Below are 25,754 nucleotides of genomic sequence, written 5' to 3' on the forward strand. Positions count from 1 at the left end.
GCCCAGGCGCGGGAGGGGTGAGGCGCAGGGGCGGTGAGGGGGGCTCCGGTGAGGGGGTGGGCTCCGGTGAGGGGGTGTCGGGGCGAGAGAGAAGGGTGGGCTCTGAGGTGTGCGGGGTAGTGGGGGTGCGCTGGCGTAGTAGGGGTGCTGGGGGTTCCAGGACACAAGTGCGCCCGTCCTCGCCGGTTCGGGGCGTAGGACGGGCGGGGGTGGCGGAACGCGTCAGGGTTGGCGGCTGCGAGGACCGTGTCAGGGGGTGGTGGCTACGAGGAGGTCGACGTCGTAGGTCTCTTCGATGATTCCGTCGGGGAAGGCATTGAGGAGGAGCTGCCTTTCTTCTGCGAGGAAGGCTGTGCTCGCCTCGGTGCCGTGGACGAGGAAGATCGAGTGGCTGCCGATGTTGGCCAGATGGGTGTCGACGGGAACCCGGCGGCTCCAGCGGACCTTGCGGCGGATGAAGTCGAGCTTGCCGGTCGGGTCGCCCAGGATGGCTCGGGCGCCGCTGCCGTTCTGTTCGACGGCGGGGTGGAGGCCGAAGCGGCGTTCGATGCGCTGCGCCTGCGCGGCGTGCCAGGCGATGTCGAGCGGGGTGGTGTTCCACCACAGGGCCAGCGCACCGCCGGGGCGCAGTACCCGCAGGGCCTCCGGCACCGAATGGGCCGGGTCGGTCCAGTGCCAGGCCTGGGCGTAGGTGAGGAAGTCGGCGGAGGCAGTGGCCAGGGGGAGGTTGTTGCCGTTGCCGCGGACGATCGGTATGTCCGGGTGGGCGCGGCGGAACTGGGTGGCCATGCCGTCGCCGGGTTCCACGGCCAGTACTTCGGCGCCGCGTCGGCGGAGGAGAGTGGTGGCGATGCCGGTGCCCGCACCGATGTCGATGACGCGCGCGCCGGTGAGGGGGCGGCCGGAGAGTTCCTCGATCGCGTCGAAGAGGGTGGGCGGGTAGGAGGGGCGGTTCGCGGCGTACTGGGCTGCGGCGGCGTTGAAGGACCCGGCGCGGTCGGCGTGGGAAGGGGCGGTCATAAGGCCATGGTGGCCCCGGTTGGTGTGAGGTGCACCGAGTTTTGTGGGCACGGTTCGGGGGCCGTCCGGTGGGCGCGGTTCGGGGGCGCCGTCCCGTGGGCGCCAATGAGTGGGCGCCGATCGGTGGGCGCCGATCGGTGGGCGCCGATCGGTGGGCGCCGATCGGTGGGCGCCGATCGCTGAGGGGGATTCGGTGAAGGGTGTTCGGAGGCATCGGCGCCGACCGCGAGTCTGGGCGGTGCGGCCCTACGTCTGTGTGTGCGGTCCGCCCCTACGTCACGTCATTCTGCGCCGCACGTCCGTCCAGCCCTCCACGGAGCGCGCCTCGCGGAGGGGCCGACCGTCGGCCATGGCATCACCACCGGCCGCACCCCACGCACCCCACACACCGCCCGCGCACCACACCCCACACATCCCGCCCGCGCACCGCACCCCCGCACCCACCCTGCGCACCGCGCCCCACCTCCCCCATGCCCAGGGGCGGCGCCTAGTTGCGGCGGCGCTTTTTCGATGGGTTGCCCGTGCGGCGGGTGGTGCGGGATTCGTGTTGTTTGCGGGCCGTCTCGTATTCCTCGCGGTGGAGTTTTTCGCCGGGGGCCTCGATGAGGGAGCGGAAGAAGTAGGCGAGGAGGGAGCCGACGAAGCCGATGGTGAGCAGGCCGCGCAGGGAGGCGTGCCGGTCGGGGTCGGGGCGCTTGGTGAATGCTTCCCAGGTGTGGCGGAAGGCGAGCGCGCTGCAGATCGCGAACATCGCGACGACCAGGACGGTCACGAAGCTGCCGGGGCCGGCGATCGCGATGCCCTCGTAGGCGAAGCGCAGCACCAGGCAGGAGACGGCCGCGGCGAGGAGGGACCCGGCGCTGACCCCGATACGGCGGGCGGTGTAGCCGTGGTCGTGGTCGACCCAGGTCGTGCCGAAGAAGCGCAGCGGCTCGGGACGTGGGCCCGAGGAGCCCGCGGGGGTGGCCGGGGTGCCGTTCTTCTCGCTCTTCTCGCTCACGAGTCGATTATGGCTCCGGCCGGCCGCGGGCTCCGTGTGGGTCCCGGCGAACCGGGATCGGCTGGGCTCAGGAGCAGCGCGGGCGGACGTAGCCGTCGCTGCCCGTCTGGACGTAGGTGTCCGAGACGAACAGGCCGTCGTCGATGTTGTCCCAGATGTTCGACGTGCCGTAGGGACCGGTCACGGTCATGCCGGGCGTCTGGCAGAAGATCGGTACCTTCGCGCCCTCGGGCAGCACCTGGCGGACGGGATACTGGGTGCCCGGGCCAGTGCGGACGTTGATCCGGTAGCCGGGGGCGGTGTCGTAATAGCGCAGGGCGGCGGCATCCGCGGTGGCGGCCGAACCGACCACCATGAGGAGCGCTCCTGCGGCCGCGGCGAACAGTACGGATCCGCGTCTTCGGGATGTCATGCGTTCTCCAGAGATTCGATCAAGAAGAGCAGCGCGGGCGGATGTAGCCGTCACTGCCTGTCTTCACGTAGGCGTCCGAGACGTACTCGCCACTGGCGATGCTGTCCCAGATGTTCGATGTGCCATAGGGACCCGTCACCCATGTGCCAGGCGTCTGGCAGTAGATCGCCACCCGCGATCCCTCGGGCAGAACCTTGACGATGGGATAGGTCGTGCCGGGGCCGCTACGAACGTTGAGGCGCACACCGGGTGCGACCGGGTAGTAGGGCACGGACGCTGTCGCGGCCGCCATGGTGACGGCCTCGTCTTCTTCGACTCTGTCGGCACGGTCAACAGACATGCGGAACTCCCCCCGTTGAACCCCACGACTGTCGTGGGGCCCCAGTGATTCCCCCAGAACACGCCATCAAACAGGCGTACTCGATTCGAACACGGAGACTAGCAAGCCGCCTCTGTCTCGTACGAGTCATCGACTAGGCTCCGTGCGTCGCGCGCGCGGACGAACAGCACGGGGGTGGTCCCATGGCGCCACAGCAGAACGCCGGAGCGGGCGCGGAAGCGGAACTTCCCGAATACGCCGGTCACTACCGTCTGGAGTCTCACCTGGGGTCCGGCGGCATGGGCGTCGTGCATCTTGCCCGGAGCACCTCGGGCATGCAGCTCGCGGTGAAGGTCGTGCATGCCGAGTTCGCCAGGGATCCCGAGTTCAGGGGACGGTTCCGCCAGGAGGTGGGCGCGGCCCGCAGGGTCAGCGGAGCCTTCACCGCGCCCGTTGTGGACGCAGATCCGGAGGCCGAAAGACCATGGATGGCCACCCTGTTCATCCCTGGACCGACACTCTCCGACCATGTGAAGCGGAACGGACCCATGGAGCCGGCGCAGCTGCGGCGGCTGATGGCGGGGCTGGCCGAGGCGCTGCGCGACATACACCGGGTCGGCGTGGTGCACCGGGACCTGAAGCCGAGCAACGTGCTGCTCGCCGAGGACGGGCCGAAGGTCATCGACTTCGGCATTTCTCGGCCAAAGGACAGTGAACTGCGGACCGAGACAGGGAAGTTGATCGGAACCCCGCCCTTCATGGCGCCGGAACAGTTCCGGCGGCCTCGTGAGGTCGGCCCGGCTGCCGACATCTTCGCGCTGGGTTCCGTGATGGTGCACGCGGCGACCGGCCGCGGACCGTTCGACTCCGACAGCCCGTACGTAGTGGCCTACCAGGTCGTCCACGACGAGCCGGATTTGAAGGACGTACCGGAGAATCTGGCGCCGCTCGTGCTGCGGTGCCTCGCCAAGGAGCCCGAGGACCGGCCCACTCCCGACGAGTTGATGCGGGAGTTGCGGTCGGTGGCGGCGTCGTACGACACACAGGCGTTCATACCGGCGCAGCGCGCGACCGAACCACGAGATCCGGAGCGGCCCCACGCGGAGCCACAGCCGAAGCCTGCGCCGATGCCGAAGAAGGCACGCCTTCTCAAACGCGGCGCGCTGGCGGCTGCGACCTTGGCCCTGGTCGCCGGAGGAGGTGCCGGCGTGTGGCTGATGAAGGACGGCGCCGAAGCACAGCCCAGACCGAGCGATGGAGCATCCACCGCGGCGGCCGGGTTCAGCCCCTGGGCAGTCAAGCCGACGCCGAAGGTCACCGGTTTGCCCAGGTGTTCGTACGAAAGGCAACGGCTGCTGTGTACACAAGCGGGGCTGGTCAGTGCCCTGGATCCGGCGGACGGCCGCGTGCTGTGGCGATATGCGCTCGCCAAGGGCGACGTCCCGGGGCAGGCGCCGGCCCTCTCGGGTGGGCTGGCGCACGTGCTGACGAACGCGGGCAGGCGCCTGGAGGCACTCGATCCGGCATCCGGTGAGGCCCGGTGGAAGCTGGACGTCTCGTCCTACCGCGGGTTCCGGTACGCGGGCGGCATGCTGGTGCTGATCAGTGCGGACGGCAGGGCGACCGGCATCGACAGCGCGTCGGGGAAGACGACATGGGAGCGGCGGATCCCGGGCCTGAGCGAGGCGTACGTCGTCTCGTTCCCCGGCAGCCCATGGGTGCTCGTGGCGAGCACGGCAGCTGACGGGACCCGGACACGCGTCATGGCACTGGATCCGAATACAGGGGTGGTGCGCTGGGACGCAAGGCTCGACGGCGCTCTGACACCCGTCGGTGCCTCCCAGAGCGAGGTGTTCTTGCTCTCGGCAGGCGGAGACTACGGCGAAGCCAAGGCGGTGGTGCGCTACACGCCGGGATCGGGAGCCACACGGCGCGTGCCCTTGCCTGTCCCGGTCGCGCAGGCGCAGGCCTCCGTGCACCAGGGAGTGGTCTACCTCCTGGGGACCGGCGGTTCCCTCGTGGCGGTCGACACGCGCGCGGGCAGGCAGCTGTGGTCCCTGGAAACGGCAGTGAGCCAGGGCTCGGCCCCGGTCTGTGACGGTCGGCGCGTCTACTTCAGCGCCGCCGATGGACGGCTGCTCGCCGTCGACGCGGCCAAGGGACGGATGCTCGGCCAGACACGACCACGGCTCAGCGAGAATTCCACGCAAGCCACGACCGCTCTGCCGACGCCCGGCACGCTCGACGGCCGTGTCTTCGCCACCGCCCCCGACGGCACCGTGTTCTCCGTTGCCGGCCGCGCTCCATCGACTTGGTGACCGGGCCGCCGCCCTGCTGACTCGCGCCCGCCCTGCGGTACGACACAGGGGCCGCTCCCGAGGAAGCGGCCCCTGAAAAACGGGCGTCAGCCCAGCTTCGTCACGTCCCGCACGGCGCCCTTGTCCGCGCTGGTCGCCATCGCGGCGTACGCCCGCAGGGCCGCCGAGACCTTGCGCTCGCGGTTCTTCGGGGCGTACGCCCCGTTCAACGCCTGCTCACGGCGGGAGAGTTCCGCGTCCTCGACCAGCAACTCGATCGAGCGGTTCGGGATGTCGATGCGGATGCGGTCGCCGTCCTCGACGAGGGCGATGGTGCCGCCGGACGCGGCCTCCGGGGAGGCGTGGCCGATGGACAGGCCGGAGGTGCCGCCGGAGAAGCGGCCATCGGTGATCAGGGCGCAGGTCTTGCCGAGGCCGCGGCCCTTGAGGAAGGACGTCGGGTAGAGCATCTCCTGCATGCCGGGGCCGCCCTTGGGGCCCTCGTACCGGATGACGACGACGTCGCCGTCCGTCACCTGCTTGTTGAGGATCTTCTCGACGGCCTCTTCCTGCGACTCGCAGACGACCGCGGGGCCCTCGAAGGTCCAGATGGACTCATCCACGCCCGCGGTCTTCACCACGCAGCCATCCACCGCGAGGTTGCCCTTGAGGACCGCGAGGCCGCCGTCCTTGGAGTAGGCGTGCTCGGCACTGCGGATGCAGCCGCCCTCGGCGTCCTCGTCGAGCGCCGCCCAGCGCTCGGACTGGGAGAAGGCCTCGGCGGAGCGGACACAGCCGGGGGCGGCGTGCCACAGCTCGACGGCCTTCGGCGAGGGGGATCCGCCGCGCACGTCCCAGGTCTTCAGCCAGTCCGCCAGGGACGGGCTGTGGACGGCGTGCACGTCCTCGTTGAGCTGTCCGGCCCGGTGCAGCTCGCCCAGCAGGGCGGGGATGCCGCCGGCGCGGTGCACGTCCTCCATGTAGTAGGTGCGGTCCTTGGCCACGTTGGGCGCGACCTTCGCCAGGCAGGGGACCCTGCGGCTGACGGCGTCGATCTGCTCCAGGCCGAACGGGACGCCGGCCTCCTGGGCGGCGGCCAGCAGGTGCAGGATCGTGTTGGTGGAGCCGCCCATGGCGATGTCGAGCGCCATGGCGTTCTCGAACGCCGCGAAGGTGGCGACGTTGCGCGGCAGGACCGTGTCGTCGTCCTGCTCGTAGTAGCGGCGGGTGATGTCCATGACCGTGCGGGCCGCGTCCTCGTACAGGGCCTTGCGGGCCGTGTGCGTGGCGAGGACCGAGCCGTTGCCGGGCAGGGACAGGCCGATGGCCTCGGTCAGGCAGTTCATCGAGTTGGCGGTGAACATGCCGGAACAGGAGCCGCAGGTCGGACAGGCGTTCTCCTCGATACGGAGGATGTCCTCGTCCGAGATCTTGTCGTTCACGGCGTCGGAGATCGCGTCGACCAGGTCGAGGGTGCGGACCGTGCCGTCGACCAGGGTGGCGCGGCCGGACTCCATCGGGCCGCCGGAGACGAAGACCGTGGGGATGTTGAGCCGCAGGGCGGCGTTCAGCATGCCCGGGGTGATCTTGTCGCAGTTGGAGATGCAGATCAGGGCGTCGGCGCAGTGCGCCTCGACCATGTACTCCACGCTGTCCGCGATGAGGTCGCGGGACGGCAGGGAGTACAGCATGCCGCCGTGCCCCATCGCGATGCCGTCGTCGACCGCGATGGTGTTGAACTCGCGCGGGATGCCACCGGCCTCGACGATCGCCTCGCTGACGATCCGGCCCACGGGCTGCAGATGCGTGTGTCCGGGCACGAACTCGGTGAAGGAGTTCGCCACCGCGATGATCGGCTTCCGGCCGATGTCCGCACCGGGTACACCGGAGGCGCGCATAAGGGCGCGGGCGCCCGCCATGTTGCGGCCGTGGGTGACTGTGCGGGACCTCAGCTCGGGCATCGTCGCTCGCTCCTTCAGGACTGCTGGGACAGCGATCAGAGACTTCTGACTGCTAACGAGCGTACGCCGGTCATCCAGAGGGCGGGACAAGGTGTCCGGAATACGGGACGTATGTCTCGCGGAATCGGTGCCGTACAGCTGGACGCAACTCGCCGACCGGGCGTCACGGGCCGGTCAGGTGCCCCTGCACGACGGGCGCCACGCGCGCGATGATCTGCTCCGGGTCCGCGGAGGCGATCGGCTCAATCTTGATGACGTAGCGCATCATCGCGACCCCGACCAGCTGCGCGGCCGCCAGCTCGGCGCGCAGTTCCGCGTCCGGGGCGTCGATCTCACCGGCGACGCGGCGCAGCAGCTGGGCCGAGACCAGGCGCCGGAAGACGGTGGCGGCCGCTTCGTTGTTGACCGCCGAGCGGACGATCGCGAGCAGCGGCTTGCGGGTCACGGGGTTCTCCCAGAGCCCGAAGAGGAAGCGGGTCAGGCGCTCGCCGACGTCGTCGAGGGGCGCTTCGAGCACCTTGTCCCGCACCGCGAGGGCGGGCACCAGGGCGACCTCCACGGCCGCCTCGAAGACCTGCTCCTTGGTGCCGAAGTAGTGGTGCACGAGCGCGGAGTCCACGCCGGCCGCCTTGGCGATGCCCCGTACCGAGGTCTTCTCGTAGCCGCGCTCGGCGAACTCCTCACGGGCGGCGTCCAGGATGCGGTCGCGGGTGTCGGCGGACTCGGCGCGCGGAGGCCGGCCCCGGCGTCGCGAGCCCACCCCGCCCCGCCCGTCGGCCGTGTCGGTCATGGCCGAGGCACCTTCACCGCGGAGGCCAGGTGCAGCCGTGTGAAGGCGAGGGCCTCGGCGAGATCGGCCTCGCGCTCGGCGCCGGACATCGCACGGCGGGTGTTGACCTCGATGACGACGTGACCGTCGAAGCCGGTCAGGGCGAGACGTTCCAGCACCTCGGCGCAGGGCTGGTTGCCGCGGCCGGGAACGAGGTGCTCGTCCTTGGCGGACCCGCGCCCGTCCGCGAGGTGCACATGCCCCAGCCGGTCGCCCATCCGGTCGATCATCTGCAACGCGTCCGTCCGGGCGGTCGCCGCATGGCTGAGATCGATCGTGAAGTGACGGTAGTCGTCCTTCGTGACGTCCCAGTCGGGCGCGTAGGCGAGCATCTCGCGGTCGCGGTAGCGCCAGGGGTACATGTTCTCGACGGCGAACCGTACGTCCGTCTCGTTCGCCATACGCCAGATGCCGGCGACGAAGTCCCGGGCGTACTGGCGCTGCCAGCGGAACGGCGGGTGCACCACGACCGTGCCCGCCCCGAGCTTCTCGGCGGCGGCCTGGGCGCGCTGGAGCTTGGTCCACGGATCCGTAGACCAGACGCGCTGGGTGATCAGTAGACAGGGCGCGTGGACGGCGAGGATCGGGATCCGGTGGTAGTCGCTGAGCCGGCGCAGCGCCTCGATGTCCTGGCTGACGGGGTCGGTCCACACCATGACCTCGACACCGTCGTACCCGAGGCGCGCGGCGATCTCGAAGGCCGTCGCCGTCGACTCCGGATAGACGGAGGCCGTCGACAGAGCGACCTTCGCATCCGGGATGCGCACCACAGGTTCTGCCACGAGGGACAGAGTACGGGGCGGCATGGACGCCGGGGGAACCGTCGACCGTACGGCTGCCCGAAGGGCTCGGTATCGGCCAGATCTGCGAGCTGGGGATGTGGCGGGGTTCACGCAGGGCCCGCTCACGCACCTGCGGCCGCGTACGGCGCAAGAAAGGCACCAGGGGGAGGCGCAGCACCCGCGCACAGCGGCAACGGGACGCACCGGGGGTAGGCACAGCACCCGCGCACAGCGGCAAGGGGACGCACCGGGGGTAGGCACAGCACCCGCGCACAGCGGCAAGGGGCCGTGCCGGGGGGTGTCCGCCCGCAGCGGCGGGCGTCAAGAAACGTCACCTCGCTGCCCGACGGCAACCGCCCGACCGAGGACGGACACCCCCCGGCACGGCCCCGACCCACCAAACCACCGCAGGCGCTACACGCACCCCCACCCAGACAGGCGGGCCGCCGCAGGCATCGCCCCGCTACCCCACGGCCAGCTGATCCAGCTTCCGCAGAATCACACCCTCGCGCAGCGCCCACGGGCAGATCTCCAGCGTCTCCACGCCGAACAGATCCATCGCCCCCTCGGCCACCAGCGCCCCGGCGAGCAACTGCCCCGCGCGCCCCTCGGAGACACCCGGCAGTTCCGCGCGCTGGGCCACGGTCATCCCGGCCAGCCGCGGCACCCACGCCTCCAGGGACTCCCGCTTCAGCTCGCGCTGGGTGTACAGGCCCTCCGCGGAGCGTGCGGCACCGGCGATACGGGCCAGCTGCTTGAAGGTCTTGGACGTCGCGACCACGTGGTCGGGCGCACCGAAGCGGCTGAATTCGCCCACCGTGCGAGCGATCTGTGCGCGTGCGTGCCGCCGCAGGGCCCGTATGTCCTCGGGGTCCGGCGGATCCCCCGGCAGCCAGCCGGCGGTCAGCCGCCCCGCGCCCAGCGGCAGCGACACCGCCGCGTCCGGCTCCTCGTCGATGCCGTACGCGATCTCCAGGGACCCGCCCCCGATGTCCAGCACGAGCAGCTTTCCGGCCGACCAGCCGAACCAGCGCCGGGCGGCGAGGAAGGTCAGCCGGGCCTCCTCCGCGCCGGTGAGGACCTGGAGCCGGACTCCGGTCTCGTCCATCACCCGGGCGAGTACGTCATCGGCGTTGCTCGCCTCGCGCACCGCGGACGTGGCGAACGGCAGGACTTCCTCGACACCCTTGTCCTCGGCGGCCTGGAGCGCCTCGTGGACGACGCCGATCAGCCGGTCGACCCCGTCGGGGCCGATGGCACCGCTGCCGTCGAGGAGTTGGGCCAGGCGCAGATCCGCCTTGTGCGAGTGCGCGGGCAGCGGGCGCGCGCCCGGGTGCGCATCCACCACCAGCAGATGCACCGTGTTAGATCCCACGTCGAGGACACCGAGTCTCATGTACGGAACGCTACTGCCACCCGGTCGATCCTCCGTCCCCTCCGTCCTCGAAGTCGCAGGTGCGGACGCCGTACCCTGGTCCCGTGCCAAAGACGAAAAAGGCGAAGGGCGACAAGCCGTCCAAATCCGACAAGGGTTCTTCGCAGGCGAAGGCGGCCACGAAGTCGAAGAAGCCGGGGAAGGGCTCCCAGGAGCCGGACGAGAAGGGCCTCGACTTCGCACGCGCATGGGTGGAATTCCCTGATCCGGCGGACGACGAACAGGTCTTCCGCTGCGATCTGACATGGCTGACCTCCCGTTGGAACTGCATCTTCGGCAGCGGCTGCCAGGGCATCCAGGCGGGCCGCGCGGACGACGGCTGCTGCACGCTGGGGGCCCATTTCTCGGACGAGGACGACGAGAAACGCGTCGCGGAGCATGTGGCGAGGCTCACGCCGGAGATCTGGCAGCACCATGACGAGGGCATGGAGCACGGCTGGATCTCGGAGGACGAGGACGGCGACCGCCAGACCCGCCCCTTCAACGGCTCGTGCATCTTCCAGAACCGCCCCGGCTTCCCGGGCGGCGCGGGCTGCTCGCTGCACATCCTCGCCCTGAAGGAGGGCCGCGAGCCGCTGGAGACCAAGCCGGACGTGTGCTGGCAGCTGCCGGTGAGGCGGACGTACGAGTGGATCGACCGGCCCGACGACACCCGGGTGCTCCAGGTGTCGATCGGCGAGTACGACCGCCGCGGCTGGGGTCCGGGCGGCCATGACCTGCACTGGTGGTGCACCTCGGCGACCTCGGCGCACGGCGCGGGCGACCCGGTGTACGTGTCCTACCGGCCGGAGCTGATCGAGCTGATGGGCAAGGCGGGCTACGACCGTCTGGTCGAGCTGTGCGAGGAGCGGCTGGCCTCGCAGCTGCCGCTGCTGGCCCCGCACCCGGCGGACCCGACCGGCTGACCGACGCCCCCCGCCACACACCCGGACCCAACGACACCCCCCCGCCACACACCCGGATCCGACGACGACCCCCCGCCACACACCCGGACCCGACGTCCTGTGACCTACGGCCCCGACGGGCCGGGCTCCCCGCTGCCGCCGGGCGGCGGTGTCGAGCTCGTCGGGTCCGACGGGCTGGAGGGGTCGGACGGGTCGGACGGTGTCGGGTCGGACGACGAGGGCGGCGGCTCGCTGGAGGGCGGGTCGCTCGGCGTCGGGTCGGACGGCGTCGGGTCCGGCGGGTCCGGGGTCGTCGGTGTCGGGTCGGGCTCGGAGGACGAGGGCGGCGGCTCGCTGGGCGTCCCGGGATCGGTCGGGTCGCTCGGGAAGGGGTCGGGTCCGGGGCCCTGTCCCGGGTCGGAGGGGCTCGGAGCGGGTCCGTAGCCCTCGATGGCGACGACGGCCCCGGCGGGTGAGATCGCCACCCGCGCGCTCCAGAACCCGGACGGCTCGCGCAGTTGGTCGACGTACACCTTGATCGTCAACGACTCGCCCGGCGCCAGCGTTCCCGACGACCGGCTCAGATACAGCCAGTGCGCTCCGGTGCTCGCCGACCAGCGCACCGGCGTGCGCCCCGTCGCCGTGAGGGTGACGAGCGTGGTGTCGCCGCTGTTGTCGGCGCTCACGTCCAGATCCCCGGCGCTCGCGCCGCTGACGCCGACGACCTCGACGAGGACGTCCGGGCCGGGGTGCTCGCCGAAGCGGCCGCCGGGGGTGGTGCCGGCGTTGCCGGCGTTCTCGAAGCCGCCGCCCGCGCTCTCTCCGTCGAGGGCGCCGGGGCCGTGCGCCTCGCTCGCGCTGGCCGTGCCGCCGTCGACGGCGTCCACGGTCGGGGTGCCGCGGTAGGCGGCCCACAGGGCGAGGACCGGGGCGGCGATCACGGTGGCGACGACGGTTGTGGTGACGGCACGCGCGCGTAGCCGGTCCCTGCGGGCGGCGTGGTCCTTCGGGTCCATCGGAAAGCCGCGCCGGTCGAAGCGCGGCACGGCGCCGCCCCGCGCGCGCGGGTGGTGTGCGAGGGCCATGTGCAGGGCCGCGCGGGGCGCCTGGAGGACGGGCAGCTCGGCGGGGGTGACGGCCGCGCCGGGCCACCGGCCGGGGATCGCGCGCTCGGCGGTGCGGCGGCAGCGCGGGCAGTCGTCGACGTGCCGGACGAGTTCGCGGCGCAGGGCCGTGCCGAGCACGACCTGGTTGTCGCCGGTCAGCCGGGCGACGCTCGGACAGGCGCCTCTCTCGACGACGGCGAGGGCCGCGCGGGTGCGCTCCACCTCGCAGGCGGCGGAGGCGAGCAGCTCGCGCGCGGCGGCCAGGTCCAGGCCGAGGACGGCGGCGACCTCGCCCGCGGCGAGGTGGTGGCGCACGGCGAGTTCGAGGGCCTCGCGCTGCTCGGGGGTGGTGCCGGCGGCCTCCGGCCAAGCGAGCAGGGCGAGTTCGCGGCGCCGCTGCTCCTGGACCTCCTCGGCGACGGGCGGCCCGGCGGGCTGCGCTCCGGTCGGCCGATGCGCGCCGTGCCGGGCCGCCGCATGGCTGCCCTGACGTTTCTGCTTGGCCTCGGCCAGCTTGCGCAGACACGCCCAGCGGGCCAGCGCGTACAGCCAGGGGCGCCGGTCGGCGGCGGTCTCGGGCCCGCGCTGACCGCGGCGCTCGGCGAGCGCGAGGACGTCGCCAAGGGCGGCGGTCGCGGTGTCGTGGTCGCACAGGACGGACAGGCAGTAGGTGAACAGCCCGTCCAGATAAGGCTCGTAGCGCGCGGGCGGCCGCTGCGCCAACGTGCGCGCCGCCGCACGATCACGCGCTTCCCGGTGCGCCCGATGCGCGCCGGTGGTGCGGGTCGAGGTTTCCGGAGTGCTGCTCATCATTGATGGACCGTAGGCGGCTCGAGGTGGCGCCTTCTGCCCGCTTGAGCGCTTTTAATCCATACGGGTGAAACGATCCCTCAAAGGGGTACAGGAACCCAGGATTCCATGGCCTGTGCATGACGAGTGGGCCTCCGGCGGCACCCCGAAGAGGCGCCGCGCACACGGCCGTACGGCGTTGTCAGTGGGCTCGGCTACGGTTCATCGCATGGCTGCCCGTACCAAGTCCACCAAGGACCGACCGTCCTACCGCTGCACCGAATGCGGCTGGCAGACGGCCAAGTGGCTCGGCCGCTGCCCCGAGTGCCAGGCATGGGGGACGGTCGAGGAGTACGGCGCGCCCGCGGTCCGTACGACGGCGCCGGGCCGGGTGACGTCGTCCGCGCTGCCGATCGGGCAGATCGACGGGCGGCAGGCGACCGCGCGCACCACCGGCGTGCCCGAGCTGGACCGCGTCCTCGGCGGCGGGCTGGTGCCCGGGGCCGTCGTCCTGCTCGCGGGCGAGCCCGGTGTGGGCAAGTCCACGCTGCTGCTGGACGTGGCGGCCAAGTCGGCGAGCGACGAGCACCGCACGCTGTACGTCACGGGTGAGGAATCGGCGAGCCAGGTGCGGCTGCGCGCCGACCGCATCGGCGCCCTCGACGACCATCTGTATCTCGCGGCCGAGACCGACCTGTCCGCCGTGCTGGGCCACTTGGACGCGGTGAAGCCGTCGCTGCTCATCCTCGACTCGGTGCAGACCGTGGCCTCCCCCGAGATCGACGGCGCGCCCGGCGGCATGGCCCAGGTCCGGGAGGTGGCCGGTGCGCTGATCCGCGCCTCCAAGGAGCGCGGGATGTCCACCCTCCTCGTGGGGCACGTCACCAAGGACGGCGCCATCGCCGGCCCCCGTCTCCTGGAGCACCTCGTGGACGTGGTGCTCCATTTCGAGGGCGACCGGCACGCGCGCCTGCGGCTCGTGCGCGGCGTCAAGAACCGCTACGGCGCGACGGACGAGGTCGGCTGCTTCGAACTGCACGATGAGGGCATCACAGGCCTTGCGGACCCGAGCGGACTTTTCCTGACCCGTCGTGACGAACCGGTCCCGGGCACCTGCCTGACGGTCACCCTGGAGGGCCGCCGCCCTCTGGTCGCCGAGGTGCAGGCGCTCACCGTCGACTCCCAGATCCCCTCGCCGCGCCGTACGACGTCCGGTCTGGAGACCTCGCGCGTGTCGATGATGCTGGCCGTGCTGGAGCAGCGCGGCCGGATCAGCGCGCTCGGCAAGCGGGACATCTACTCGGCGACGGTCGGCGGGGTGAAGCTCTCCGAGCCCGCCGCGGACCTCGCCGTCGCCCTCGCGCTGGCCTCCGCCGCCAGTGACACACCTCTCCCCAAGAACCTGGTCGCGATCGGTGAGGTCGGCCTCGCGGGCGAGGTCAGACGGGTCACGGGCGTGCAGCGCAGGCTCGCCGAGGCGCACCGTCTGGGCTTCACGCACGCCCTCGTTCCGGGCGACCCGGGCAAGATCCCCACGGGCATGAAGGTGCTGGAAGTGGCCGACATAGGGGACGCGCTCCGGGTCCTTCCGCGCTCGCGTCGGCGAGAGGCCCCACGGGAGGCGGAGGACCGCCGGTAGACTTTGCCCTGGTCTCGCCCGTCCGTACGAACCGAATGTGCGAAACGGGAGCGCCAGTAACCTGCGACCGGAGGAGTGCAGTGGCAGCCAACGACCGGGCAGCAGCTCCCGGAAAGTCCGGCGGGAGTTCCGGTGCCGATGGCCTGATGCGCGCCTCACTGAGCGCGGTGGCTCCCGGCACCGCCTTGCGCGACGGGCTCGAACGCGTCCTGAGGGGCAACACCGGCGGGCTCATCGTGCTCGGCTTCGACAAGACCGTCGAGACGATGTGCACGGGTGGATTCGTCCTGGATGTCGAGTTCGCGGCGACGCGGCTGCGGGAGCTGTGCAAGCTCGACGGCGGCATCGTGCTGTCGTCCGACCTGTCGAAGATCCTTCGCGCGGGTGTCCAGTTCGTGCCGGACGCGACGATCCCCACGGAGGAGACCGGCACCCGGCACCGCACGGCGGACCGGGTCAGCAAACAGGTCGGCTTCCCCGTCGTCTCGGTCTCCCAGTCGATGCGGCTGATCGCGCTCTACGTCGACGGCCAGCGTCGTGTCCTGGAGGACTCGGCGGCGATCCTCTCCCGCGCCAACCAGGCCCTGGCGACCCTGGAGCGCTACAAGCTCCGCCTGGACGAGGTCGCGGGAACGTTGTCAGCGCTGGAGATCGAGGACCTGGTGACGGTTCGCGACGTCTCGGCGGTGGCCCAGCGTCTGGAGATGGTCCGGCGCATCGCGACCGAGATCGCCGAGTACGTGGTGGAGCTGGGCACCGACGGCCGTCTTCTCGCCCTCCAGCTGGACGAGTTGATCGCGGGCGTGGAGCCCGAGCGGGAGCTCGTGGTGCGCGACTACGTCCCCGAGCCGACGGCCAAGCGCTCCCGCACGGTCGACGAGGCGCTGTACGAACTGGACGCCCTCACCCACGCCGAGCTCCTGGAACTGTCCACGGTGGCACGGGCGTTGGGCTACACCGGCTCCCCGGAGGCCCTGGACTCGGCGGTCTCGCCGCGCGGCTTCCGGCTGCTGGCCAAGGTGCCCAGACTTCCCGGCGCCATCATCGACCGTCTGGTGGAGCACTTCGGCGGCCTCCAGAAGCTGCTCGCCGCCAGCGTGGACGACCTGCAGACGGTGGACGGCGTCGGCGAGGCCCGGGCACGCAGCGTGCGCGAGGGCCTGTCACGGCTGGCGGAGAGCTCAATTCTCGAACGGTACGTCTGACCCGCGCCCCAAAGGGGCGCGGGGAACTGCGCGACCAGCCACGACGGTGCCGCAGACAACCGACGACCCATCACGGCCCCACCCTCGGAGCGCTCAGTCGTTCTCCAGCACGAACGACGTCTGAGCCGTCCCAAATCCCGGCGTCGTCGCCTCCACCAAGTACGTGCCGGCCTCGGCCGCCCCCGCGGCGGGCGTCGCGCACTGCGGGGCGCTCGCCCTGCGGTCCCACTTCACGGTGTAGGTGATGCTCGAACCGGCGGGCACCCGGAACCGCAGGCTGCCGGCGACCTTGGGGCAGTCGGCGGAGGACCAGAAGCCGGCCTCGGACCCCGCCTGAGTGACCGTCACCACCGCGTTCTTCGGGCCGAGATCGACCTTGCAGTCGTAGGTGGAGGAGTTCGTCGCGGTCAGCAGCAGGGCCGGGGTCTCGCCGGGCTCGTAGGCGTTGTGCAGGCTGCGCACCGTCAGCTTCATCTGGCCCGAGACACAGTTGGGCAGCGAGGAGCCCTCGGCCACCGTGTCGTCCTCCCCGACACCGCCGCCCGAGCCGCCGCCCGCGACACCGCTGCCGGAGCCTCCCGCCCCGTCGGAGTCCCCGCCGGTCGTACCGTCCCCGGAGCCGCTTCCGTCGTCGGAGCCCGAACCGCCGGAGTCCCCGCCGGCCGTCGACTCGTCGCGTCCGCCCGGCGCCTGACTGATCGCCGGCCCGGAGCCGGAAGGGCCCGGGGTGATCGTCGAGGGGGCCGGATTCTTGCCGTCGGATCCGCCCGCGTCGTTCTTGCCGCCTCCGCCGCCCGAGGTGAGCACCCAGGTGATCAGTAGCGCCAACAGGGCGCACACCGACAGCAGTACGGCCCTCCGTCGCCAGTAGATGGTGGAGGGAAGCGGCCCGACCGGATTGCGCAGAGATCCCACGGCGCAAACTGTACGAGAGATCGGCGCGTTAGCTTGCCCCACATGCCGCCCCGGGCGGCATCTTTTCCGGATCATCATCCCGGAAACCACTCCGGACGGCCGTACCTCCCACCTGTCCGTCGCAGAGCGTGACAGCTCCCCTTCAGCCGGTCCGGCGTTGACGACGAGGCCTGTTCAGGGCCGAAGCGGCGGGCCGGGGGCCGCAGGCCCACGGAAAACGCAGCCCCCGGGTCCGAGACCGCCAACGCACCGGCACCCGCCGCCTACCCACCCCGCCGCCCCCGACATGGCAGGATCGGAAAGCCATGACTGCGCCCACGAAGCCCCCGCACACCCACACCGACGCCGACCCCGACGGCCCGGCTGGTCAGCCGCTGCACAGCAGTGTCATCGGCTGGTTCGACGAGAACGCCCGTGACCTGCCCTGGCGGCGCCCCGAGGCCGGCCCCTGGGGTGTGATGGTCAGTGAGTTCATGCTCCAGCAGACGCCGGTGAACCGCGTCCTGCCCGTCTACGAGCAGTGGCTGTCCCGCTGGCCCCGCCCCGCCGACCTGGCCAAGGAGGCGCCCGGCGAGGCCGTCCGCGCCTGGGGCCGGCTCGGCTATCCGCGCCGCGCGCTGCGGCTGCACGGCGCCGCGGTCGCCATAGCGGAACGGCACGGCGGGGACGTGCCCACCGACCACGCCCAGCTCCTCGCGCTGCCCGGCATCGGCGAGTACACGGCCGCCGCCGTGGCGTCCTTCGCGTACGGCCAGCGGCACCCCGTCCTGGACACCAACGTCCGCCGGGTCTTCGCCCGGGCCGTCACCGGTGTGCAGTACCCGCCGAACGCCACCACGGCCGCCGAACGCAAGCTCGCCCGCGCCCTGCTCCCCGACGACGAGCGCACGGCGTCCCGCTGGGCCGCCGCCTCCATGGAGCTCGGCGCGCTGGTGTGCACCGCGAAGAACGAGTCGTGCCAGCGCTGCCCGATCGCCGCGCAGTGCGCCTGGCGGCTCGCGGGCAAGCCGGAGCACGACGGCCCGCCGCGCCGCGGTCAGACGTACGCCGGGACGGACCGTCAGGTGCGCGGCAAGCTGCTCGCCGTGCTGCGCGACGCCCGCACTCCCGTTCCGCAGGTGGCGCTGGACCGTGTGTGGCACGAACCGGTGCAGCGCGCGCGTGCCCTGGACGGCCTCGTCTCCGACGGACTGGTGGAGCCGTTGCCGGGCGGGATGTACCGGCTGCCGATGAGCTGACGCACAGTCAGATCACAGACGTACGGGCTCTGCGACACACGATGCACAGCCTCCGCACGGCCGTTGCGCCGTTGACACGCCTACAAATCACCCCATAGCCACCCCAACCACCCGACCGTTATGTCCGTTTCCTGATTCCGTTACACAACCGACGCACAGCCGAGCGCTGGCCGCAGGCTGCTTCGGACAGCGCCGTGACAACGCCTCCGTAGCTTCATTTCCGTACCCGGCAGACCGGGACGACAACGAAGCAGAAGCAGTGGACCGACGGCCGGCAGGCCGGCCGGGAACGGGGAATCGGGAGGCGGTCAACATGGCGCAGGGCGAGGTGCTCGAGTTCGAGGAGTACGTCCGCACTCGGCAGGACGCGCTGCTGCGCAGCGCCCGCCGGCTGGTTCCGGACCCGGTCGACGCGCAGGACCTGCTGCAGACCGCACTGGTGCGGACGTACCACCGCTGGGACGGCATCGCGGACAAGCGGCTCGCCGACGCCTACCTGCGCCGCGTGATGATCAACACGCGGACCGAGTGGTGGCGTGCGCGCAAGCTGGAGGAGGTCCCCACCGAGCAGCTCCCGGACGCCTCGGTCGACGACTCCACCGAGCAGCACGCGGACCGCGCCCTGCTGATGGACATCATGAAGGTTCTGGCTCCCAAGCAACGCAGCGTCGTGGTCCTGCGACACTGGGAGCAGATGTCCACGGAGGAGACGGCCGCCGCCCTCGGTATGTCGGCCGGAACGGTCAAGAGCACGCTGCACCGGGCGCTCGCCCGGCTCCGCGAGGAGCTGGAGAGCCGCGATCTGGACGCACGCGCGCTGGAGCGTGAGGAGCGGGAGCGTTGCGCGGCCTAGGCACGACCACGGGCGGCACCGGGCACACGGAATCGGGTGACAGTCCCGGATCCGGGCCCGTGCGGGGGACCATGCAGGCGGCGTTCACGGCGATGGCCGTGGTCGTCGCCCTCGCCCTTTTCGCCTCCGCCTGCGCCACCGGCGGCACCGGCGCCCGTGACGAGGGGCCAGCGCACGCCGACGTGGCGGCCGGCTCGGCCGTCTCACCGTCGGCCGTGGCCTCGGCCTCCGCGGTCCCGGACCGCACGCAGGCCGTCCGGCTGGTCAAGGCGGACCCCGTGGTCTCGACGGAGGTCAAGCGCGAACTGACACCGTGCGTCTCCGACGACTACCCCATCGACGTGTCGTACGGCGACCTGACCGGCGGCCCCACGGACGACATCGTGGTCAACGTCCTGTCCTGCTCGGACGGCGTCGGCGTGGCCTCGTACGTGTATCGCGAGCAGAGCGGCGCGTACCGCAATGTGTTCAAGTCGGAGGAGCCTCCGGTCTACGCCGAGATCGACCGCGGCTACCTTGTGGTGACCCAGCAGGTGTATGCCAAGGACGACGCGCTGTCGAACCCGTCCAGCGAGGACGTGATCTCGTACCGGTGGAAGTCCGACCGCTTCGTCCGCAAGTTCAGCACCCGCACCGACTACGGCTCGCTCGGCGGCGACGAATCGCCGGCGCCGGACGGCTGAGACCCGTCCGACGCACCACCGGAAACACACGAGGACTGAGAGCACCGGGATGGCAGACCAGACCCATGTCCTGTTCGTCGAGGACGACGACGTCATCCGCGAGGCCACCCAGCTCGCCCTGGAGCGGGACGGCTTCGCGGTGACCGCCATGCCCGACGGGCTGTCGGGTCTGGAGGCGTTCCGGACGGACCGGCCCGACATCGCGTTGCTGGACGTGATGGTCCCGGGTCTGGACGGGGTCAGTCTGTGCCGCCGTATCCGCGACGAGTCCACCGTGCCGGTGATCATGCTGTCGGCGCGTGCCGACTCGATCGACGTGGTGCTGGGCCTGGAGGCGGGCGCCGACGACTACGTCACCAAGCCGTTCGACGGTGCCGTGCTGGTCGCCCGGATCCGGGCGGTGCTGCGCCGGTTCGGGCACGCGGGCGGTGCGGACCGGGTGGACGGGAGCGACCCGGCGGCCACCGGCGGTCTGCTGACCTTCGGCGATCTGGAGGTCGACACCGAGGGCATGGAGGTGCGCCGGGACGGGCAGCCCGTCGCGCTCACGCCGACCGAGATGCGGCTGCTGCTGGAGTTCTCCTCGGCGCCGGGCACGGTGCTGTCGCGGGACAAGCTGCTGGAGCGGGTGTGGGACTACGGCTGGGGCGGCGACACGCGGGTGGTCGACGTCCATGTGCAGCGGCTGCGGCAGAAGATCGGCCAGGACCGTATCGAGACGGTCCGTGGCTTCGGCTACAAGCTGAAGGCCTGAGCGGGGCGGCATGCGGGGGATGTTCAGACGGCCGGCCGCGTCCGGCGCGGCGAGTGTCGGCCTCACCGATCCGGCGGAGATCGCGGGACAGGGGGTGGAGGTCCGTGCAAGCGGTCGTACGGGATCACCGGCGGGTGGTCGCGGGCGCATGCGCGTGAGAGGGATGGGCGGCGGCCGGATCGCCATACGTACGGGGCTGCGGTGGAAGCTGAGCGCGGCGATCGCGCTGGTCGGCGCCCTGGTGGCGGTCGTCCTGAGCCTGGTCGTGCACAACCAGGCCCGGGTTTCGATGCTGGACAGCGCGCGCGACCTCGCGGACGAGCGCATCCAGATCGCCCAGCGCGGCTACGAGCAGTCCAAGCGGCTGAACTTCCCCAACCTCACGATCGACGACCCGGAGCTGCCCGCGGCGCTGCGGGAGAAGGTCGAGGAGGGCCGGCGGGCGACCTATGTCACCGACACGCCGAGCGGCTCGCCCGACATCTGGGCGGCCGTGCCGCTGACCAACGGGCACGTGCTGTCGCTGCGCACCGGGTTCACCGATCGCAGCGACCGGATCCTCAACCGCCTCGACCAGGCCATGATCATCGGCTCGATCGCGGTGGTGCTGGGCGGCAGCGCGCTCGGTGTGCTCATCGGCGGGCAGCTGTCGCGGCGGCTGCGCAAGGCGGCGGCCGCGGCGAACCAGGTCGCGAGCGGTGAGCCGGACGTCAGGGTGCGGGACGCCATCGGGGGTGTCGTACGGGACGAGACCGACGACCTCGCGAGCGCGGTGGACGCCATGGCGGACGCGCTCCAGCAGCGGCTGGAGGCGGAGCGCCGGGTCACCGCGGACATCGCGCACGAGCTGCGCACGCCGGTGACCGGACTGCTGACGGCGGCCGAGCTGCTGCCGCCCGGCCGGCCCACCGAGCTGGTCCTGGACCGGGCGAAGGCCATGCGCACGCTGGTCGAGGACGTCCTGGAGGTGGCCCGGCTGGACAGTGCCTCGGAGCGGGCCGAGTTGCAGGACATCCTGCTGGGCGAGTTCGTCAGTCGGCGGGTCGCGGCCAAGGATCCCGCCATCGAGGTGCGGGTCGTCCATGAGTCGGAGGTCACCACCGACCCGCGGCGCCTGGAGCGGGTGCTGTTCAATCTGCTGGCCAACGCGGCACGGCACGGCAGGCCGCCGATCCAGGTCACGGTCGAGGGCCGGGTCATCCGGGTCCGCGACCACGGCCCCGGGTTCCCCGAGCATCTGCTCGCCGACGGCCCCAGCCGCTTCCGCACCGGCAGCAGCGACCGCGCGGGCCATGGCCATGGCCTCGGCCTGACGATCGCCGCGGGTCAGGCGCGGGTGCTCGGTGCCCGGCTGACCTTCCGCAACATTCGTCCGCCGGGCGCCCCGGACCCTGTCCCGGCGGAGGGCGCGGTGGCCGTGCTCTGGCTTCCGGAGCACGCGCCGACGAACACGGGCAGCCACCCGATGCTGCCGTAGCGCTCCGCTGGGTGCCGCGATGGGTGGTTTCTGCGGCTGCGGCTGCGTCGTGGCTGGTCGCGCAGTTCCCCGCGCCCCTTGAGGCGCTGCCGAACCGCGGCCTGTTCAGAACTGCTTGCTGAAGTCCAGCTCCTCGCTGCGCTCGGTCAGCGAGTACCAGTTGCCGTTGTCGTCGCGGAAGATCGCCTCGATGCCGTACGGCCGCTCCTGCGGCTCCTGGAGGAACTCGACCCCGCGTGCCTTGAAGGTCTCGTAGTCCCCCCGGCAGTCGTCGGTGTGGAAGGCCCCGGCGCCGATGACCCCCTTGCCGACGAGCGTCTTCAGCGCGGCGGAGGACTCCGGGTCGAGGCCGGGCCCGTCCAGGCTCATCAGCGCGAGCTCGACGTCCGGCTGGTCCTTGGCGCCCACGGTGACCCACCTCATGTCGCCCATGGACAGGTCGTTGCGCACCTCGAAGCCGATCTTCTCGGTGAAGAACGCCTTGGTGCGCTGCTGGTCGAACGTCCATACGGTGGTGATGCCCAGGCCCTTGATCATGAGACTGCTCTCCCGTGCTGCGGTGTGTGCCGACTGCCGTCACGTTAGGCAGCGGCGGCGTCACCGCGCTTCTTCAGAATTGCCGTCCTCGCGCTGCCGGAAGCCGCCGGCCCACAGCATCGCGTAGCACCCCGGTATCAGCGCGGTCCCGCGTCCGACGTGCTTCTTGCGGTACTCGCTCGGTGACAGGCCGGTCCGGGTCCGGAACTTCGCCGAGAACGTGCCGAGGCTGCTGAATCCGACCAGATGGCAGATCTCCGTGACGGTCAGATTGGCCACCCGCAGATACTCCTCGGCCCGCTCGATCCGCCGGTGGGTCAGATACTGGCCGGGTGTCTCGCCGTACACCGCCTTGAACGCCCGCACGAAGTGATACCGCGAGTACCCGGCGTGTGCGGCGACCGCGTCCAGGTCGAGCCCCGGATCGGCCCAGTCCCGGTCCATGGCGTCCTTGGCCAGCCGCAGCTGCCGCACCTTGTCCATGCCGTCGATGGTGGCACGCCCCACTGACGAGGAGCGTGGCTCGGGGCCGGCCTAGACGCCGTCCGCCGCGACCTCCGCCTTCGGCCCGTCCCCCTTGAGCGGGACCTCCTTGACGAACAGGGCCGCGACCAGGGACAGCACGGCGATCACCGCTCCCAGCAGGAACGCCGAGTGGGTGCCGGCCGACACCGCGTGCTGGTACGCCTCGCGCACCGCGTCCGGCAGCTTGGCCAGGCTCGCCGCGTCCAGCTGCGCCGACTGCTCGGTCACCTTGGAGCCCAGCGACCCGGCCCGCTCGGCCATGACGTCCTGCACCCGGTTGTTGAACAGGGCGCCCATGATCGCGACGCCGAACGAGGAGCCGAGCGTACGGAAGAGCGTGGTGGAGGAGGACGCGACGCCCATGTCCTTCATTTCGACGCTGTTCTGCGCGACCAGCATGGTGATCTGCATCAGACAGCCCATGCCGAGTCCGACCACGGCCATGAACACCCCGGACATGAAGCGCGAGGTGCCCGTGTCCATGGTCGACAGCAGGTACAGCCCGCCGACCATCGCGACGCTGCCGACGATCGGGAAGACCTTGTAGCGCCCGGTGTTCGTGGTCACCCGGCCGGCGACCATCGAGGTGACCAGCATCGCCCCGAGCATCGGCAGCAGCAGGAGGCCGGAGTTGGTGGCGGAGGCGCCCTGCACCGACTGCTGGTACAGCGGCAGGAACAGCGTCGCGCCGAACATCACGAACCCGGTGATGAAGCCGATCAGGGACATCAGCGTGAAGTTCCGGCTGCGGAAGATGTGCAGCGGGACGATCGGCTCGGCCGCCCTGGTCTGCCAGAACACGAACCCGACCAGCGCGGCGACGCCGATGCCGATGAGCTCCATGATCCGGGTGGACGTCCAGGCGTACTCCGTGCCGCCCCACGTGGTGACCAGCACGATCGAGGTGATGCCCACGGTCAGCAGACCGGCGCCCAGGTAGTCGATGCGCGCCTGCGACCGCTTCTTCGGCAGGTGGAGCACGGCACTGATCGCGGCGAGCGCCACGACGCCGAGCGGCAGGTTGATGTAGAAGGCCCAGCGCCAGCCCCAGTGGTCGGTGATGGTGCCGCCGACCAGCGGTCCGCCGATCATCGCCAGCGCCATGACGCCGGCCATCATGCCCTGGTACTTGCCCCGCTCCCGCGGCGGGATCAGGTCGCCGATGATCGCCATGACGCCGACCATCAGACCGCCGGCGCCGAGTCCCTGCACGGCCCGGAACCCGATGAGCTGGCCCATGTCCTGGGCCATGCCGCTGAGCGCCGATCCGATGAGGAAGAGCACGATCGACGACATGAAGACGCCCTTGCGGCCGTACATGTCGCCGAGCTTGCCCCACAGCGGGGTGGAGGCCGCGGTCGCCAGGGTGTACGCCGTCACGACCCACGACAGATGTTCCAGGCCGCCCAGCTCACCCACGATCGTCGGCATCGCGGTGCCGATGATCATGTTGTCGAGCATCGCCAGCATCATCGTGATCATCAGCGCGAGCAGGACGACCCGTACGCTCCTCGGCTGCTTGTCGGCCTGATCGGCTTGTGCCGCCCGATCCGCCGGCCCTGTGTCCACTGCCACCGTGTCCGCCATGGTTCCCTCTCCCCCAGCTACTTACTTGCCGCCCGGCTAGTTGCCTACACTGCAGGAAGGTAGGCGCGTAACTAGCCGGGCGTCAAGTAAGTTTTCTGGAAAGCCGAGGAGTACGAGGATGGGTGGCACCATGGACGGCACCAAGCAGCGGCGCCGCGGGGACACCCGCCAGCGCATCCAGGACGTGGCACTCGAACTCTTCGCCGAGCAGGGCTACGAGAAGACCTCACTGCGTGAGATCGCCGAGCGCCTGGGGGTCACGAAAGCGGCCCTCTACTACCACTTCAAGACCAAGGAAGAGATCATCGTCAGTCTCTTCGAGGACCTGACGAAACCGATCGAGGAACTGATCGAGTGGGGCAGGCGGCAGCCGCACACCCTGGAGACCAAGCAGGAGATCGTCCGCCGTTACAGCGAGGCGCTGGCCGGCGCGTCCCCCCTGTTCCGCTTCATGCAGGAGAACCAGGCGACCGTCCGTGAGCTGAGCATCGGCGAGACGTTCAAGGACCGCATGCTCGGCATGCGGGACATCGTCATCGACCCGGACGCCGACCTGGTGGACCAGGTGCGCTGCATCAGCGCCCTGTTCACGATGCACGCCGGGATGTTCGTGCTGAAAGACCTCGAAGGCGACCCCGAGGAGAAGCGCAAGGCCATCCTCGAGGTCGCCACGGATCTGATCACTCAGGCGCACAAGGGCGCCTGAACGGTCAGGTACCTCAGAGCGAGAGACCCTTGGCCCGAAGGAAGGCCACGGGGTCGACCGCGGAGCCGTAGCTGGCGGTCTTGCGGATCTCGAAGTGCAGGTGCGGACCGCTGGAGTTACCGGTGTTGCCGGACTTGGCTATGTTCTGGCCGGTCTTGACGACCTGGCCGATCTTCACGTCGATGCGCGACAGGTGGGCGTACTGGGAGAAGGTCCCGTTGCCGTGCTTGATGACGATGGCGTTGCCGTACGCCGGACCGTCGCCGGCGCCGTTGCCGCCGGCCTTGACGACGGTGCCGCCGTGCGCGGCCACGACCTGGGTGCCGCTCGGCACAGCGAAGTCCTGACCGCTGTGGGTGGACTGCCACATGCCGCCGGCCTGCGCGAAGCTGGCGGACTTCGTGTACTTCTTGACCGGCTTGACCCAGGAGACGGCGGCCTTCTTGGCCGGGGCCTTCTTCGCGGCCGCCTTCTTCACGGCAACGGTCTGGGCCTGGACGGCGGCGGGAGCACCGGTGGCGGAGGTCATCTCAGCGGCGACCGCGCCTCCGGCGCCCAGCACGACCGATGCTCCCAGTCCGGCGGCCAGCACAGCAGCACGGGTGCGGAACGCGGACGTACGGGGCGAACGGAACGAGAAGCGCTGGGACATTCGAAACCTCACGGGTACGACGACAGGGAAAACCACCCGACACATCAGGTCGCCGGATGGCCATCCCTTGGTAACCCCGCCGGAGCCGAACCCCAAAACCCCTCAACTACGACGAGAGCTAGTACTCCCCAGCAAAATTCCCTGCATCT

24 protein-coding genes are annotated in these 25,754 nt (G+C 70.9%); 10 read left to right on the forward strand and 14 right to left on the reverse strand.

Features of this window, described 5'->3' with window-relative positions; translation table 11 throughout:
• Positions 1–249: 249 nt before the first annotated feature.
• The 4 genes from ACFPQ9_RS10180 to ACFPQ9_RS10195 form a co-directional block, all read right to left on the reverse strand.
• A complete protein-coding gene (locus ACFPQ9_RS10180; RefSeq protein ID WP_380850095.1) occupies positions 250–1,020 on the reverse strand; it encodes a class I SAM-dependent methyltransferase in 771 nt (256 codons plus the stop codon).
• Between the two features lie 487 nt (positions 1,021–1,507).
• Positions 1,508–2,020: an EamA/RhaT family transporter gene (locus tag ACFPQ9_RS10185; RefSeq protein WP_380850098.1), complete on the reverse strand. Its 513-nt coding sequence runs from the start codon at positions 2,018–2,020 to the stop codon at positions 1,508–1,510.
• Positions 2,021–2,087: 67 nt separating this feature from the next.
• The gene (locus ACFPQ9_RS10190; protein ID WP_380850101.1) at positions 2,088–2,432 is read right to left on the reverse strand and encodes a hypothetical protein; all 345 of its coding nucleotides are present in this window, start codon (positions 2,430–2,432) and stop codon (positions 2,088–2,090) included.
• Between the two features lie 19 nt (positions 2,433–2,451).
• Entirely contained in the window at positions 2,452–2,772 is a 321-nt protein-coding gene (locus ACFPQ9_RS10195) for an SH3 domain-containing protein (protein ID WP_380850104.1), read from the reverse strand.
• Between the two features lie 182 nt (positions 2,773–2,954).
• On the opposite strand from ACFPQ9_RS10195, the gene ACFPQ9_RS10200 reads away from it, so the two are divergent.
• Complete coding sequence (locus tag ACFPQ9_RS10200) at positions 2,955–5,069, forward strand: serine/threonine-protein kinase (protein ID WP_380850107.1); 2,115 nt, start codon at positions 2,955–2,957, stop codon at positions 5,067–5,069.
• 86 nt (positions 5,070–5,155) lie between these two features.
• Here the strand turns inward: ACFPQ9_RS10200 and ilvD are convergent, their stop codons facing one another.
• From ilvD to ACFPQ9_RS10220, 4 genes are all read right to left on the reverse strand, one after another.
• A complete protein-coding gene (gene ilvD, locus ACFPQ9_RS10205) occupies positions 5,156–7,009 on the reverse strand; it encodes a dihydroxy-acid dehydratase (protein WP_380850110.1) in 1,854 nt (617 codons plus the stop codon).
• Positions 7,010–7,172: 163 nt separating this feature from the next.
• Complete coding sequence (locus ACFPQ9_RS10210; RefSeq protein ID WP_380850113.1) at positions 7,173–7,799, reverse strand: TetR/AcrR family transcriptional regulator; 627 nt, start codon at positions 7,797–7,799, stop codon at positions 7,173–7,175.
• A complete protein-coding gene (locus tag ACFPQ9_RS10215; protein ID WP_380850116.1) occupies positions 7,796–8,620 on the reverse strand; it encodes a sugar phosphate isomerase/epimerase family protein in 825 nt (274 codons plus the stop codon). The genes ACFPQ9_RS10210 and ACFPQ9_RS10215 overlap by 4 nt, the downstream gene beginning before the upstream one ends.
• Before the next feature lie 463 nt (positions 8,621–9,083).
• On the reverse strand, positions 9,084–10,016 hold the full coding sequence (locus tag ACFPQ9_RS10220; protein ID WP_380850119.1) for a Ppx/GppA family phosphatase: 933 nt from the start codon (positions 10,014–10,016) through the stop codon (positions 9,084–9,086).
• A gap of 83 nt (positions 10,017–10,099) precedes the next feature.
• Here ACFPQ9_RS10220 and ACFPQ9_RS10225 point away from each other — a divergent pair, with 83 nt between their 5' ends.
• The gene (locus tag ACFPQ9_RS10225) at positions 10,100–10,960 is read left to right on the forward strand and encodes a DUF3109 family protein (RefSeq protein WP_380850121.1); all 861 of its coding nucleotides are present in this window, start codon (positions 10,100–10,102) and stop codon (positions 10,958–10,960) included.
• 104 nt (positions 10,961–11,064) lie between these two features.
• Here ACFPQ9_RS10225 and ACFPQ9_RS10230 read toward each other — a convergent pair whose 3' ends face one another.
• Positions 11,065–12,858 (reverse strand): BACON domain-containing protein, encoded by a 1,794-nt coding sequence (locus tag ACFPQ9_RS10230; protein WP_380850123.1) that lies wholly within the window; start codon positions 12,856–12,858, stop codon positions 11,065–11,067.
• Between the two features lie 205 nt (positions 12,859–13,063).
• Between ACFPQ9_RS10230 and radA the strand changes: the two genes are divergently transcribed.
• Complete coding sequence (gene radA / locus ACFPQ9_RS10235; protein ID WP_380850126.1) at positions 13,064–14,473, forward strand: DNA repair protein RadA; 1,410 nt, start codon at positions 13,064–13,066, stop codon at positions 14,471–14,473.
• Positions 14,474–14,553: 80 nt separating this feature from the next.
• On the forward strand, positions 14,554–15,678 hold the full coding sequence (disA, locus tag ACFPQ9_RS10240; RefSeq protein WP_380850129.1) for a DNA integrity scanning diadenylate cyclase DisA: 1,125 nt from the start codon (positions 14,554–14,556) through the stop codon (positions 15,676–15,678).
• A gap of 93 nt (positions 15,679–15,771) precedes the next feature.
• On the opposite strand, the gene ACFPQ9_RS10245 is transcribed toward disA, so the two are convergent.
• Positions 15,772–16,593 carry a hypothetical protein gene (locus ACFPQ9_RS10245; protein ID WP_380850132.1) on the reverse strand — a complete coding sequence of 274 codons (822 nt, stop codon included), beginning with the start codon at positions 16,591–16,593 and terminating at the stop codon, positions 15,772–15,774.
• A gap of 305 nt (positions 16,594–16,898) precedes the next feature.
• Here ACFPQ9_RS10245 and ACFPQ9_RS10250 point away from each other — a divergent pair, with 305 nt between their 5' ends.
• The 5 genes from ACFPQ9_RS10250 (at position 16,899) to cseC (ending at position 21,598) form a co-directional block, all read left to right on the forward strand.
• Positions 16,899–17,831 (forward strand): HhH-GPD family protein, encoded by a 933-nt coding sequence (locus tag ACFPQ9_RS10250; RefSeq protein ID WP_380850135.1) that lies wholly within the window; start codon positions 16,899–16,901, stop codon positions 17,829–17,831.
• Between the two features lie 313 nt (positions 17,832–18,144).
• Complete coding sequence (locus ACFPQ9_RS10255; RefSeq protein ID WP_003999062.1) at positions 18,145–18,684, forward strand: SigE family RNA polymerase sigma factor; 540 nt, start codon at positions 18,145–18,147, stop codon at positions 18,682–18,684.
• The gene (locus ACFPQ9_RS10260) at positions 18,672–19,367 is read left to right on the forward strand and encodes a hypothetical protein (RefSeq protein WP_380850138.1); all 696 of its coding nucleotides are present in this window, start codon (positions 18,672–18,674) and stop codon (positions 19,365–19,367) included. Before ACFPQ9_RS10255 ends, ACFPQ9_RS10260 begins: the two co-directional genes overlap by 13 nt.
• 49 nt (positions 19,368–19,416) lie before the next feature.
• Entirely contained in the window at positions 19,417–20,121 is a 705-nt protein-coding gene (gene cseB, locus ACFPQ9_RS10265) for a two-component system response regulator CseB (protein ID WP_380850141.1), read from the forward strand.
• A gap of 10 nt (positions 20,122–20,131) precedes the next feature.
• Complete coding sequence (cseC, locus tag ACFPQ9_RS10270) at positions 20,132–21,598, forward strand: two-component system sensor histidine kinase CseC (protein WP_380850144.1); 1,467 nt, start codon at positions 20,132–20,134, stop codon at positions 21,596–21,598.
• Positions 21,599–21,703: 105 nt separating this feature from the next.
• Here cseC and ACFPQ9_RS10275 read toward each other — a convergent pair whose 3' ends face one another.
• From ACFPQ9_RS10275 to ACFPQ9_RS10285, 3 genes are read right to left on the reverse strand one after another with little or no spacing between them, the layout of a single operon-like run.
• On the reverse strand, positions 21,704–22,135 hold the full coding sequence (locus ACFPQ9_RS10275; RefSeq protein WP_380850147.1) for a VOC family protein: 432 nt from the start codon (positions 22,133–22,135) through the stop codon (positions 21,704–21,706).
• A 60-nt stretch (positions 22,136–22,195) separates the two neighbouring features.
• On the reverse strand, positions 22,196–22,618 hold the full coding sequence (locus tag ACFPQ9_RS10280; RefSeq protein ID WP_380850991.1) for a helix-turn-helix transcriptional regulator: 423 nt from the start codon (positions 22,616–22,618) through the stop codon (positions 22,196–22,198).
• A 51-nt stretch (positions 22,619–22,669) separates the two neighbouring features.
• Positions 22,670–24,247, reverse strand: coding sequence for an MDR family MFS transporter (locus ACFPQ9_RS10285; RefSeq protein ID WP_380850150.1), 1,578 nt, complete (start codon positions 24,245–24,247; stop codon positions 22,670–22,672).
• Positions 24,248–24,365: 118 nt separating this feature from the next.
• Between ACFPQ9_RS10285 and ACFPQ9_RS10290 the strand changes: the two genes are divergently transcribed.
• Positions 24,366–24,953, forward strand: coding sequence for a TetR/AcrR family transcriptional regulator (locus tag ACFPQ9_RS10290; protein ID WP_380850153.1), 588 nt, complete (start codon positions 24,366–24,368; stop codon positions 24,951–24,953).
• A 13-nt stretch (positions 24,954–24,966) separates the two neighbouring features.
• On the opposite strand, the gene ACFPQ9_RS10295 is transcribed toward ACFPQ9_RS10290, so the two are convergent.
• Positions 24,967–25,605 carry a M23 family metallopeptidase gene (locus ACFPQ9_RS10295; RefSeq protein ID WP_380850156.1) on the reverse strand — a complete coding sequence of 213 codons (639 nt, stop codon included), beginning with the start codon at positions 25,603–25,605 and terminating at the stop codon, positions 24,967–24,969.
• Positions 25,606–25,754: the final 149 nt, after the last annotated feature.

The sequence above is a fragment of the Streptomyces coerulescens genome (assembly GCF_042657965.1).
Taxonomy (GTDB): domain Bacteria; phylum Actinomycetota; class Actinomycetes; order Streptomycetales; family Streptomycetaceae; genus Streptomyces; species Streptomyces coerulescens.